The organism is Halocynthiibacter sp. C4 (genome assembly GCF_028823805.1).
Classification (GTDB): Bacteria; Pseudomonadota; Alphaproteobacteria; order Rhodobacterales; family Rhodobacteraceae; genus Falsihalocynthiibacter; species Falsihalocynthiibacter halioticoli.
The window spans coordinates 1-13797 of sequence record NZ_JAPEIE010000007.1; the positions used below are offsets into that span (position 1 = coordinate 1).

Here is a 13797-nt window from a genome sequence, read left to right on the forward strand (position 1 = left end):
CTTCGTTCGGTAGACGATTAATTTCACGTACACCGGCCGCCAACACTAAAGCGTAAAAGATGTCCGGTATGGGCTCAATGCGGACCTAGGAGGCGGCGCAGCATCCCGTGATATGGTGGCCAAGTCAACGTCGGGTTGTCGCTGTGGGAGGGAGTGGCGGGTCGGAAGATCCACCATGCAAACACCAAACTTACCTGCCATTCGCGCATGCCGCCCTGCCTGAAACAAAGGTCGCATTGTCGTACAGAAACGTCCGATTTTGTCAAAGCAAGACACAGAAACCTGTCCGCTTCGAGATTACCAAGGGTGCGCGGCAATCGCTTTTAAGATGGATGGAGGAACCACTAATGGTCGGCTCCGAATTCCTTTGGCCAGGGCGCTTCCACGAACGGCTTCACATTTCGACGCGGCAATATGTGCGTTTGGTGCGAGACTGGGTGAAATCAATCGGTCTGGAACCGAGCGCGTATGGGACACATTCAATGCGGCGGACGAAGGTTGCGCAGATCTACCGGAAGACCGGCAACCTGCGTGCTGTTCAGCTCCTGCTTGGACACACCAAGATGGACAGCACAGTCCGTTACCTCGGTGTCGAACTGGAAGACGCGTTGTAGATCGCTGAGGCGGTAGAAATCTGAAGGCAAAGGGCCGTCTTCGAGGGCGGCCCAGAGCGGACTTTCAACCATTGTAAATGGGAACCCGAAAGCGGCCCTTCGTGCTCAGCGCAGAAAAATCGGTCTAGCACTTTGTGAGTTGGCTAAACTATTGTAATTGTTACTGTGACTTAATTGCTGAAGCAGCATTCATTTGCTCTTGCAGCAAGATCATCTATGGCTTGCGGTCTCTGTAGCGAGAGCGGTCATTCAAAACTGGTCCGACAATTCATACCGCCTTTTCACCACCAGTTCGTCAATCTAGGACGGAGCTGTCGTCAGCTTTTGCTTTGTTAAGTCGGGTGGCTACTTTAGGTAGTTTTCAGCAGTCGCTTACGCTGTTTGTATTCATAATGATTAGGTTAATGATCGACGTTCGCTTACAGAAATGGATTTGGCTTACATAGATACTTGCTGCGATAAGGCTGTGCAGACTTGAGTGGCGAATTTCAGAGCCGCTACAGGCAATGTCCGGCCGCGAAGATGGCCGAGATACAGCTCTCCGCCCGAAACGTCTCTTTCACAGATGGGGACAAATGCCATGTCGGGGCGAGCCAAAGCGTCTAGACCAACCGGAATCTGGAAACCGATCCCTTGCCCATATGAGGCAAAATGTCGAACCATATCGAAGCTGTCGGTCTCGAGCACGGGTTCAAGCTTTCTTCCCAGCCGTGCCGCCGACTGATCCAGCAAGACGCGCACCCCAAATTGGGATGCAGGGAGCACGAGATCGTACTCCAGGCAGTCACGAAGTCGAAGACTATCCCTGTCTGCCAAAGGATGCGCCGCCGACATCACCGCCATCACGGGCTGATGGACAGCATGCAAAACCTCAAAATCCACCAAGTGAGCGGGTTCGAAAACCAAAGCCAGATCGCTCTCGAAACTGACCAGATCGCGCTCAGCCTGAATGCGGTCACGCACGTTCACCGTGAACGTCACGTCGGGAAACTCGGCGCGATACTTGGAAATCTCGCGCGGCAGGAAATAGGGCAACAATGCTTGGGAGCAGGCAATTTTGACCTGCCCGCGCCGAATACCTGAAAGATCTGCTACCTGCCCGTGGACCCGCGCCATATCCTGACGCTGGAGACGTATATGATGGAGCAAAAGCTCTCCTGCCGGATTGAGGCGCATCCCGCGCGGGAGGCGCTCGAAAATCTCAGAGCCGAACTCTTCTTCGAATGCCTGAATGCGTCGGTTGAGTGCAGATGCCGTGATGTTGGTATCTTCAGCTGCTTTGCGGATCGAACCGGACCGGTGAACCGCTTCGATCATGTCGTAGATTAGGAGATGTCGCATGGCATTTTGGTTGCTCTACAAAGGATTAATTTGACTGCTGCAAAAAATGCAGCACTACGCTGACTTATTAACATTTGTTTGCATCACTTTGTAGTGGCAGGATTTGGAAAAGTTTTCCTCCGAAAAAAGGACATGCCATGACAGACACTTCCCGCCGAAATTTCCTGAAACTGACCGGCGGTACGGTCGGTGCGGCCATGCTGCCGTTCCTCAAGGCTATGCCAGCACACGCACAATCAAAAGGCCGTATCGTTGTCGTGTCCGGTCAGACGATCAACAGCCTTGACCTGCATCGCACCGGGACGAACCGGGCTTCTTACCAGGTTGCCGTGAACTGTTATGACCGCCTCGTCAGCTTTGGCACGAAAGATGCGCCCGGAGGCGGGCTCTCGTATGATTACTCGGTGATCAAGCCAGAACTGGCCGAGAGCTGGACCATCTCCGATGATGGCCTGACCATGACCTTCAAGATTAAGTCGGATGCTACGTTCTGGGATGGGCGCAAGGTGACAGCCGCAGACGTGAAATGGTCGTTCGACCGCGCCGTGTCCTCCGGTGGTTTTCCAACTGTTCAGATGAAGGCTGGTGGGCTTGAGCGACCAGATCAATTCGCGGCCGTGGATGAGGAGACTTTCGTAATCACTCTCGACAAACCTTCCAAGCTGACGTTGCCTGATCTGGCGGTCCCGGTGCCGTTTATCATCAACTCGGAAGTCGCCAAGGCGAATGCGACCGATGACGACCCTTGGGCAATGGAATACCTGCATACGACGCCTGCAGGGTCTGGCGCTTTCAAGGTTGTTCGCTGGGATCAAGGTCAACAGTTGGTCTATGAACGCAATGACGCGTGGGTCGGCGGTCCTCTTCCAAGCTTCGAGCAAGTGATCGTTCGCGAGGTGCCTAGCCCAGCAACACGACGCGCGCTTGTTGAACGCGGCGACGTGCAGATGTCATTCAACATCCCCAACAAAGATGCGTCGGAACTGGACGCAATGGACGGAGTAGATGTCTATTCCACGCCGATTGAGAACTGCATCCACTGCCTTTGCCCGAACTTCAACTTCGAGCCGTTCCAGGACGCAAATGTCCGCAAGGCGTTGGCTTATGCCATCCCGTATGAGGCAGTTTTCCAGGCGGCAGCCTATGGTCGTGGCGTGCCGATGTGGGGTGGAGAGGCTGAAATCAATGATATCGCATGGCCGCGTAAATCGCCCTTCTTGACCGATATGGCCAAAGCCAAAGAGCACATGGCTGCGTCTGAGTTCGCATCCGGCTTTGAAGTGCCGCTCTCGATCAGCCTCGGGTTGGCAGACTGGATGGAGCCAACCGCGCTCTTGATACAGGAAGCCTTTGCCGAGATAGGGATCAAGACCGAAATCGAGAAGATCCCTGGGGCCAACTGGCGTTCTGCCGCGCTCGTTGAAAAACGCCTACCGCTGCATCTTGAGAACTTTGGCGGCTGGCTTAACACGCCGGACTACTACTTCTTCTGGGCATACAAGCACGGTCACCTGTTCAACTCTTCGAACTATCTCAACGAAGAAATCGAACAGCTAATCGACACAACGCTTCACATTCCGATGGATGATCCGGCCTACGCGCCCAACATCAAGCGGATGTTCGAGATTGCCTTTGAGGACCTACCACGCATTCCGCTTTGGCAACCCGCGCTCAACGTCGCCATGAATGGTGCGACCGGGTACGAGTTCTGGTTCCACCGGCAGCTCGACGTGCGTCCGCTTACTACGGCATCGACCTGATGAGCACCCGTTCGAAAATGATCCTGGGTCGTGTGGCCCAGGCAATCCCTGTGGTGATGGGCGTCGTGGTGATCTCGTTCCTGCTTACCCGCGCCTTGCCCGGAGACCCTGCGGCCTACTTCGCTGGCCCGGCAGCGGATGAAGCATCTATTGCCGAGATCCGCGAAGCGCTTGGCCTCGACAAGCCTCTCTTCCAGCAATTCTTCTACTACGTTGGAGATCTGGCGCGCGGCGACTTGGGAACCTCACTCACAACCGGTCAGACCGTCATGTCCGACTTGGCAGCGCGTTTGCCTGCATCACTTGAATTGACACTCGTCGCACTTTTGTTGTCCTGCGCGATCGCCATTCCCTTGGGCGTTCTCGCCGCAACGCGACCAGGAACCTGGGTGGATCATCTATGCCGCGTTCTCGTGACCGCAGGCGTTTCGATGCCAACCTTCTTTACCGGGATCATTCTGATCTATGTTTTCTACTATCTGGCCGGACTTGCACCATCCCCACTTGGGCGACTCGATTTCATCTATCTCTCGCCACCGCATGTCACCGGGTTTTACCTTATTGATGCATTACTTTCTGGGGACTTGGAAACATGGTTCGGAGCGTTAAAGCAACTGATCCTACCCGCCACGACTCTCGCGCTCTTCACCCTTGCTCCAATCGCCCGGATGACCCGTGCTGCCATGCTGTCGGCCCTCTCATCGGACTTCATAAGGACCGCACGCGCTGCAGGTCTTGGGAGCCGCAAAGTTCTTTACGGCTACGCCTTTCGCAACGCGCTTTTGCCAGTTGTGACCACGCTCGGCATGGTTTTCTCCTTCACACTCGGCGCAAACGTGCTCGTTGAGAAAGTCTTCGCGTGGCCGGGGATCGGCTCCTATGCCGTGGAGGCGCTTGTGGTGTCTGACTATGCCGCGGTCCAAGGCTTCGTCCTCGCCATGGCACTCCTGTTTGTCGTGCTGAACCTCATCATCGACATCGCTTACGCGCTGATCGACCCACGTATCGGATTGAAGTGATGGCCGATATGACAGCTTCTCAACCTCCCCGCACCGCCGCGCAAAAAGGCGACACGACGCTTGGGCACTTCGTCTACGTGCTCAAAGACAACCCGGTCACAATGCTCGCCTTTGCGATGCTGGCTTTCTTTCTGGTTTGCGCTTTCTTCGGCCCAGCTCTAGTGTCCTATGACCCGCTGGAAACCAACGCGGCACGCGCGCTTGAGCCACCCAGCTGGGATCACTGGTTTGGCACCGATAATCTTGGCCGCGACGTGCTCAGCCGGGTCATCGTTGCAACCCGTCTCGATCTCACCATATCCGTCGCAGCCGTCGCTCTTAGTTTCTTGATCGGCTCGATCCTCGGGTCCATCGCAGGATACTGGGGCGGCTGGCTTGATGCGGTGCTTAACCGGTTCCTCGACACGATCATGGCCTTTCCGCTGTTTGTTCTTGCCATGGGCGTTGTGGCCGCCCTCGGCAACACCGTCGCAAACATCATCTACGCCACCGCCATAATCAACATTCCCTTCTATGCGCGCCTCGTGCGGGCGGAGGTCAACATCCGCCGCAATGCCGGATTTGCCCAAGCGGCCAAACTGGCCGGCAACAGCGATCTGCGCGTCTTGGCAGTTCACATCTTCCCCAACGCGCTTCCGCCCATGATGGTGCAGGTCTCGCTCAATCTGGGCTGGGCGATCCTGAATGCGGCTGGCCTGAGCTTCATCGGTCTGGGAGTGCGTCCGCCGACCCCGGAATGGGGGATCATGGTGGCGGAAGGTGCGAATTTCATAGTCTCTGGCGAGTGGTGGCTCGCGGTCTTCCCCGGCCTGTGGCTGATGCTGGCGGTCTTTACCTTCAACCTGCTTGGCGACGGTCTGCGTGACATCGTTGACCCTCGGAAAAGGACCTGAGCAATGCTTTCCATCAAAGATCTCACTGTCTCATTCAAGACCCGCAAGGGCGAGGTGAATGCCGTGCGCGGCATTTCACTGGACGTTGGCAAAAGTGAAACCCTCGGGATCGTGGGCGAAAGCGGCTCCGGCAAGTCCGTCACATCCTATGCGCTCATGCGCATTCTTGACGAAGGTGGAGATATCCGAAAAGGCGATGTGATCTACGGCGGGATTGATCTACGCGCGGCGCCTGAGAAGGACATGCGCGACATCCGAGGGCGGGAAATCTCGATGATTTTCCAAAACCCGCGCGCCGCGCTGAACCCGATCCGGCGGGTTGGCCATCAGGTCGAAGATATTCTAATCCGCCATGCTCAAGCCACCCGGCAGGATGCTAAGGCAAAGGCGATTGTCGCACTTGAGGCGGTCAAGATCAACGACGCCGCCGCACGCTACGAGGCCTATCCGTTCGAGCTGTCGGGCGGGATGTGCCAGAGGATCGTCATTGCCATCGCGCTGGCGTGCAAACCACAGCTTTTGATTGCAGATGAGCCAACGACAGGCCTCGACATCACCACCCAGAAAGCGGTGATGGACCTTGTCGGCGAGCTCGCACAAGAGCGTGGCATGGGAATGATTCTGATCACCCATGATCTCGGGCTGGCCTCGCAATACTGCGACCGGATCGTGGTCATGAAAGATGGGCTGATCGTCGAGGAGGGCGAACCATCCAAGCTCTTCACCGATCCTAAACATCCCTACACACGCAAACTGGTGGATGCGACACCCCGGCTTGGTGCATCGATCCGCAACCTTCTGCCGCCGGAGGTGCGAAGTCCGGAACCAGTCCACACTGTACACACGCGCCCCTTGTTGGAAGTGCGCGGTCTGGTGAAGACCTATCCAGGCAAGGCGGGCCCTGTGCAAGCCGTTAAAGGCATTTCGTTTGACATCAATGCCGGACAATCACTCGGTCTTGTCGGTGAAAGCGGCAGTGGCAAATCCACCACGTCCGAGATGGTCGTTCGACTGCAAGACCCAACGTCGGGCCACATTTTATTTGATGGACACGACATCACGTCAACGCCCTCGGGACAGTTCATGCGTCACGCCGCCCGCCGGGACATTCAGATGGTGTTCCAGGACGCCACCGACAGTCTAAACCCACGCGGCACAGCAGCATCGGCGATTGCGGAGCCCCTTGCCCGTATCGACCGGATGCGGGGGGCAAAGTTGCAAGCCCGCGTCTCGGAACTGGCCGACCTTGTTGGCTTGCCGCAAACGCTTCTCAGCCGGTTTCCGCATCAATTATCCGGAGGTCAGAAAGCGCGTGTCGGCATCGCCCGTGCTATTGCTTTGGAGCCGAAACTCTTGATCCTCGACGAACCCACAGCGGCGCTGGACGTGTCCATCCAAGCGCTTGTGCTCAACCTGCTTGTGGACCTGCGTGCGCAGATGGGCATGTCGTACTTGTTCGTCAGCCATGACCTTAACGTTGTTCGGCTGCTCTGCGATGAAGTCCTCGTGATGAAACAGGGCGAAATCGTGGATAGCGGCCCCACCGCTACCGTGATGGACAATCCCAGCCACCCTTATACCCGCGCATTGATTGAGGCGGCCCCGCAGCCCCCCGAACCTGTTGCCGCTTGAAACTGGAAAGACCAAGACCATGACAAAAGATAAGGCACTGACACTCGACGTTGTACGCAATGCCTACGACTCCGGCGCAACCCCCGCAGACATTGTGCGAGAAGTCTACCGGCGCATCGACGCCGTCGCCGACCCGGCGATATTCATTCACCTACGGCCAATGGATGACGTGATCGCCGAGGCCGAGGCGTTGCCCGCACGGTCTGATGCTCAACCGCTGTGGGGCGTACCCTTCGTCGCCAAGGACAATATCGACGTGGCTGGCATTCCCACAACCGCCGCCTGCCCGGCCTATGCCTACACGCCCGAAAAGGACGCGTTTGTTGTGGCGAAGCTACGCGCAGCAGGCGCTTTGGTCATCGGCAAGACCAATCTGGACCAATTCGCAACCGGGCTGGTAGGCGTGCGCTCGCCCTACGGCGTGCCGAAAAACGCCGTTGATCCCGAAATCGTGCCTGGCGGATCGTCAAGTGGTTCGGGCGTAGCTGTCGGCCATGGCTTTGTTACGTTTTCGCTTGGTACGGATACGGCAGGCTCAGGTCGCGTGCCCGCAGCTCTTAACAATATCGTTGGCTTGAAACCCTCACTGGGGGCACTATCCGCGACGGGCGTTGTTCCCGCTTGCCGCACGCTGGATACCATTTCGATCTTTGCAGCCAACGTGTCCGACGCCTTTGCGGCCTTTCAGGTTGCCTGCGCTGAAGATCATGAGGATGCCTATTCCAAGAAGATCGCAGCCGGGTCGCTGGATGCCGTCCCCGCAGATTTTAAAATCGGCGTCCCAGACGTCAGATCCCGCATCTTCTTTGGCGATGAGGTGCAAGCCGCAAGCTTTGCAGGCAGTCTCGACACGCTAAAATCCCATGGCGCCACGATTGTAGAGCTCGATTTCTCTCCTTTCTATGCTGTGGCAGAGATGCTGTATGAGGGGGCTTGGGTGGCAGAGCGCTACGCAGTTGTCGAAGATCTGATGCGGGACGAACCCGATACATTGCACCCGACCACAGCGAAAATCATCGGAGCTGCCGAAAAGCTTTCTGCCGCGGATGCGTTCCGAGGCATCTACCGCCTCAAACAGCTCGAAAGCGCCGCGCAGGACCTGATGGGTCAGGTGGATCTGCTCTGTGTTCCGACAATCCCGACCTTCTATTCGGTCGCCGATCTTGAAGCCGATCCAGTAACCCCAAACTCGAACCTTGGCACTTACACGAATTTCGTGAACTTGCTGGACATGTGCGGTATCGCCGTTCCGTCAATGCGCCGCAGCGACGGACGCCCCGGCTCGATCACGTTGCTAGCGCACAGTGGTCAAGACGCGCTGGTGGCTAGCATCGCCGCAAACTTCGCTGGTGAAACCATTGCTGCGGCGCCAAATAGCGCGACTGACACCGAAATCGCTCTCGCAGTCTGCGGCGCACACATGTCCGGAATGGCCCTTAACCATGAGCTGACGTCTCGTGGGGGTCGGTTGCTTGAGGCGACACGTACTGCGCCGCGCTACCGCCTCTATGCTTTGGCTGGGGGACCACCGCAAAGACCAGGACTTCTTCGGATCGAAAAGGGAGCGAAGATCGACCTTGAAGTATGGGCGCTACCGAAATCAGCTGTGGGTTCATTTCTTGAGGGAATCCCCGCACCGCTTTCGATAGGAACGGTGGAGCTTGAAAATGGCTCAAAAGCGCATGGCTTCCTTGTAGAGACCACCGGTGTTCAAGGTGCGGACGACATCACTCATATCGGTAGCTGGCGAAAGTATCAGAAGCTCGAACATCAAACAGTGGATTAATGCTCGCGCACATCCACCGTGCGGAATTAAGACCAGCAGTCCGTTTAATCTGCATGCCTTTTTGCCGTTTGGAACCTTTTGCGACGTTATAGGTTATCCGAGTATATGCGTACTCGCAGCGCATAGATGGTTTTTGTCCTACGCCTTAACAATGACCGTATTTCCCGCCACATTGCCGTGCCATGAACCGAGCAAATGCAGCAATTTTGGTGCTGCGAGCGCGCGCAGCGAGAGAATGCAATGACCGCTTTGGGCTCAAGCCGACATTCGAGGCAAAGAGTACGAAGGTCGGGAATGGGCCGTTTTACCTGTCTTTACTAGGTTATACTTTTCTCTCTTGCGTAGCACCAAGTGTAAACAACAACGCGAACGGCCCCGTGAGCGGGGTTCGTAAGTTATTGTGATTATAGTGTTTTGTTTGGTTGCGGGAGGGCGCAACCACCGTTGTCGAACAGAACTGTCCTGTCGGGTATGAAACCTCTCTGCTCATTTGGCGAAATGGGAGGAAAGCATGACTACAGCCTCAAAGTAAAAAACGTGATAAGATAAAAAATTCATCCCACGCCTTCAGGCTATTCGATTTGCCCGTTTCGATCCTGATCCATCTCACCGTAAACTTGGCAGCAAACCTGGCCATATTTGCAGGGTTCCGGGATCCAAATTCGTGCTTCAGTTGTAGCCTTTTGCCATACACCGTCATCGCCGTAGTTGCGGTCGGATTTGTATCCTTTAGGACCGGTCAGTCCGGCGTGAATTGGCTGGATTTTTAGAAGAGGCCCTTCGTGTCTCACGCAGTATCAGTTCCTTTGAGCTCAAAGCCGCCGACCTCCGCGTCGCAGCGATCCGCGCTGTCCTAGTCATGCACGACCTTCATCGGCCCGAAGCCGGCATTCGTCTCACCTCGCAATGCTGCTGTCTGCTTCCACAAAGCAGACATTAGTCTAGGCCTGCAGCAATTTAGCAAAACAAGGTTTGCTTCGTGGGACTTTTCTTGCAGTTCGCCGCACCTGTTTAGTTTGCCCGCACGAGCGAAATTACATCGAAGGAAGGGCGCAGAGATGATTTGCAATATTGCAACTATGTTACTGAAGGAGCCATACGCGAATGGCCGTTCATCTTAGGTGCAACGTTGATTTTCGATTCCGCTGCTCGTATTGGATCGAAACCAAACAAAATGAACACCAATAAGGGAACTAGGCTCACCAGTGTTGAGCGGTTTCGGGCCAAGTAAGACAAAAGTCTACGTCAGGTTCGCCTCTCGGTTAATGGCTGTCACAGTTTCCTTTTTCTTGCCCCGTAAGCGAACCAGGCCGGCAATGCGCCGGCCTGCTCAAGTCGTAATTGAATGTCACACGATTGCGTCACGAGCCAGCCAAAGAGACGAACACTTCGCCAAGATTACCTTCGAAGTCAAACGGTTCACTGTAGTCGTAGGTTATGGGCGCACCGATGTCCTGGTTCTCAGACAGCGAGAACTTCATCGGTACCGTTTGATCCACGGTGCCAGTTCCGACTTGCTGACCATCCACGTACAACGTGATAGTGCCGCTCTTTCCGATCTCGCCTTCGCCTCCGTCATAGGCTAACTCCATCTTTAGTTCATGCTCTCCTGCCGCGATAGCGTCATCGCTTGTCGCCGTATACCGAAGGATGTCCAGATAATTTTGGGTCGCTGCTAGCTTGCCATCGAGCAGATAAAAGCCCCAACCGTCCGTATTTCCGCCTTGAGTGAAGATCATGCCGTGTGCATTGTCATCGATCGTGACCTTCGCCGTGATCGAGAACGACTTGTTTTTTAGGTCACGCGCAGAGGCTTCAGGGAGTCCCACAATTGGCTGGGAGTACACGAACTCAGAACGGCCTGCGGCAAGATTAGGCTTTCCCATCAGCGCTTTACCTGTCTAACGTCAGGACCCTTGGGACAGAATTGTTGATTTGAGTGAGGAGGACTTCCGGTTCATCGAAGCCATTATGGAGCGAAGATAAACAAGAAATCCGGAACATCAACGGACGCCGCAGACAAACTGGTCAGAGTTATCAAGCGCAAGACGCGGAAATCTGTTCGTGGCGTGCCCCATCTGGTAGTCAAATTTAAGTGTTAGCGCATAATGCTCTAAGTTCCGTCCGGATGAAGGCTCCCTGAGTTAGCGGGCTGTTGCCAAAGGCACAATGTGGCCTTTTTTGAACAGTATTGTTTCCTACATTGTTCGATTTGGTTTTGTGTCTGCCGCAAGCTGCAGAGGACTTCGCCATCGAGCAACTCGTCGCAAAACCTTGCGTCGAGGTTTTCAGAGAAACGGTATAATCAATCCAAGGAGCGTCTTCCGAATAACCGCAGCGTTCCCCATGGAACCTAAACGACGCCACCATCCACAACGAGCGTTTGACCGGTGACCATCCGTGATCCCTCTGATGCCAGCCACATAGCTGCTTGTGCAATATCATCGGCTAGGGCCAACTCGGGAATACACTGCAGTGTTTTCGTCTCGGCAACCCAGTCTGGGTCATCGACATTTGTGCGTTCTGTTACCACCCGTCCGGGTGCAATCGCATTTACGCGAATACCTTCTTGGCCAAGGTCGCGCGCCATGCCGCGCGTTAACCCCATGATCCCTGCTTTGGCAGAGTGATAAGCCGTCAGATTTCCTGCCATTTTCATCCACGCACTGGAGGAAAGATTAATGATAGCCCCGCCACCCGCTTCGATCATCGCAGGACGAACAGTTTGCCCGAACACTGGAAAATGCGAGATGTTGACGTCCAACATCCAACGCCAGTCCTCTTCGGTCATATCGCCAAAGGCAATGCGTTGGTCAGAGCCGGCATTATTGATCAGCGTTGTGATTGGCCCGTGTTCTCTTATCAAACCACTCACAAGGTCTCGGACCTTTTGGGTATCAGTTACATCGCATACAAACTGGCGGACACCTTGATCAGCTTCGCTTATAAAGCTGAGGTCCAGTGCAAAGACTTCAGCGCCGGCTTTGGCAAAACCCTGAGCAATAGCAAGCCCAATACCGCGGCCGCCCCCGGTGACAAGAACACGTTGACCGCTGAAATCATAAGAAATGTTATTCATAGCTTAACCTCAACAGTTTGCTGGCCGGGGACATCAACTTCGACACTAAACAAACCGCCGGAAAGTGGCGCTTCCTCAAGAACATCCGCAGGAAGGCGGATTGAGGCGCTTGTAATATAAAGTGTTTTCAGGTCCTTACCACCGAGGCAAACAGATGTAGGGCGCGGCACAGGCATATCAATTTCGCGCAACAAATTCCCATTCGGGTCGTAACACGCGACGCGCCACCCATCCCAGAGCGCAACCCAGATATTACCTGCGCTATCAACGCAAAGCCCGTCTGGCTTGCCCTCGTCTGGCGGAAAAACAAGAAAATTGCGTTTGCCGGTTATGCCACCGCTCTCGAGATCGAAATCATAGGCGAAAACCGTCCCCAACGCGCTATCGACAAAATAGAACGTCTTGTCATCCGGACTCCACCCCATGCCGTTTGAAACCTGCATTCCTCCATCCATCGCTCTTGCGGATGAAACATTGTCAAAGCAATAGAGTGATCCAGACGGCATCGCTGCATCAAGGCTCATTGTCCCTGCCCAAATGCGACCTTTTCGATCTGTTTTTGCGTCGTTAAACCGGTTGCTCGGCATATGGGCTTCAGGGTCATATATCTCTTGCAACGAGTTGGTAATCGGGTTGTAGCGCTCTACACCGTTCTGCGAAATCGCAAGCATACCTCCGCCCTCACATGGCAGAACCGCACTGACAAGGTGCGGTGAATTGGCCGTGTGGTCTTTGCCTGTTTCCGGATCGAACACATGGAACGCGGGCGCCGTCACATCAACCCAATAGAGCAAATTGGTGCGGTGATCCCAGACCGGCCCCTCACCTACGATTGCGCCGACTGGGCAAACACATGTCAAAGCTTCATCAACATGTCTACTGCGGCGCGGGTTGGGTGTAATACTCACTGGAGCGCTCCCGATATTGCCCATCACACGACGGGCGGCTTCCATTAAATCGCGGCCGATTACATGCCGCCGCTCAAGAGGGATACGATCGGCCAGAGCGGTTACGACGATTGCGCCATTCCCCATCTCGCTTGGCCCGAAAACAGGCACCGCAATAATCAACACGCCTTCGATGGTTTTACTCTCTGAAATCGTATAGCCGCGTGCGCGACTTATTGCGAAACTGGCGAGCAATTTCGCACGCTCGTCTTCGGGCATTCCAGCTAGGAACGGGTTCACTTTGTGTGGCGGCAATGACGCGAGAATTGCCTGCCCCGAAGCCGAACCGACAGCCGTAAAATTTCGCCCGATGTCGATCTTGACGGCCAAAGGGTTTTCCGGCTGCCGCACGTCAACATGGATTGTACGATCTTTCTCCATGACAGCGAAACTGACGGTTTCGTTCAATTCTTCTGCAAGCCGCGAAAGTTCGTATTCGGCAGCACTACGCAAATCACGTGCGCCTGCGGTTTCTCGGCCCAACTCGATCAGACGATGCCCGAGCGCATAGACTTTGTTCTGTTTGTCATGCCGAACAAATCCGAACTCAACCATTGCACCGAGTAGTCGATAGAGCGTCGCTTTCGGCAACTCGGTTTGCTTAAGCAGTTCTGTCGACGTACAGGGCTGTTTTCTGGCGGCAAGGTACTCAAGGATTTGGATACCCTTTACAAGAGTCCCCGCCCCCGGAAAACGTTTTGCGACATCATCGAATTGACTCATACA

General features: G+C 55.1%; 10 protein-coding genes. 6 read left to right on the forward strand and 4 right to left on the reverse strand.

What is annotated here, in order from left to right:
• Window positions 1-143 precede the first annotated feature (143 nt).
• A complete protein-coding gene (locus tag OU789_RS16595; protein WP_446719196.1) occupies window positions 144-614 on the forward strand; it encodes a tyrosine-type recombinase/integrase in 471 nt (156 codons plus the stop codon).
• Window positions 615-1052: 438 nt separating this feature from the next.
• Here the strand turns inward: OU789_RS16595 and OU789_RS16600 are convergent, their stop codons facing one another.
• Window positions 1053-1955 carry a LysR family transcriptional regulator gene (locus tag OU789_RS16600; RefSeq protein ID WP_274656891.1) on the reverse strand — a complete coding sequence of 301 codons (903 nt, stop codon included), beginning with the start codon at window positions 1953-1955 and terminating at the stop codon, window positions 1053-1055.
• A 137-nt stretch (window positions 1956-2092) separates the two neighbouring features.
• Between OU789_RS16600 and OU789_RS16605 the strand changes: the two genes are divergently transcribed.
• The 5 genes from OU789_RS16605 to atzF are packed head-to-tail and all read left to right on the forward strand — an operon-like array spanning window position 2093 to window position 9045.
• On the forward strand, window positions 2093-3715 hold the full coding sequence (locus OU789_RS16605) for an ABC transporter substrate-binding protein (RefSeq protein WP_274656893.1): 1623 nt from the start codon (window positions 2093-2095) through the stop codon (window positions 3713-3715).
• Window positions 3715-4734: an ABC transporter permease gene (locus OU789_RS16610; protein WP_274656894.1), complete on the forward strand. Its 1020-nt coding sequence runs from the start codon at window positions 3715-3717 to the stop codon at window positions 4732-4734. The genes OU789_RS16605 and OU789_RS16610 overlap by 1 nt, the downstream gene beginning before the upstream one ends.
• Window positions 4734-5627 carry an ABC transporter permease gene (locus OU789_RS16615; protein WP_274656896.1) on the forward strand — a complete coding sequence of 298 codons (894 nt, stop codon included), beginning with the start codon at window positions 4734-4736 and terminating at the stop codon, window positions 5625-5627. The genes OU789_RS16610 and OU789_RS16615 overlap by 1 nt, the downstream gene beginning before the upstream one ends.
• Before the next feature lie 3 nt (window positions 5628-5630).
• The gene (locus tag OU789_RS16620) at window positions 5631-7259 is read left to right on the forward strand and encodes a dipeptide ABC transporter ATP-binding protein (protein WP_274656898.1); all 1629 of its coding nucleotides are present in this window, start codon (window positions 5631-5633) and stop codon (window positions 7257-7259) included.
• A gap of 19 nt (window positions 7260-7278) precedes the next feature.
• Complete coding sequence (gene atzF / locus OU789_RS16625) at window positions 7279-9045, forward strand: allophanate hydrolase (RefSeq protein WP_274656899.1); 1767 nt, start codon at window positions 7279-7281, stop codon at window positions 9043-9045.
• A gap of 1361 nt (window positions 9046-10406) precedes the next feature.
• On the opposite strand, the gene OU789_RS16630 is transcribed toward atzF, so the two are convergent.
• The 3 genes from OU789_RS16630 to OU789_RS16640 form a co-directional block, all read right to left on the reverse strand.
• Complete coding sequence (locus tag OU789_RS16630; RefSeq protein ID WP_274656901.1) at window positions 10407-10931, reverse strand: LamG-like jellyroll fold domain-containing protein; 525 nt, start codon at window positions 10929-10931, stop codon at window positions 10407-10409.
• A 467-nt stretch (window positions 10932-11398) separates the two neighbouring features.
• Window positions 11399-12124, reverse strand: coding sequence for an SDR family NAD(P)-dependent oxidoreductase (locus OU789_RS16635; RefSeq protein ID WP_274656903.1), 726 nt, complete (start codon window positions 12122-12124; stop codon window positions 11399-11401).
• Window positions 12121-13794, reverse strand: a complete 1674-nt coding sequence (locus OU789_RS16640) for an SMP-30/gluconolactonase/LRE family protein (RefSeq protein WP_274656905.1) — start codon at window positions 13792-13794, stop codon at window positions 12121-12123. Before OU789_RS16640 ends, OU789_RS16635 begins: the two co-directional genes overlap by 4 nt.
• Window positions 13795-13797: the final 3 nt, after the last annotated feature.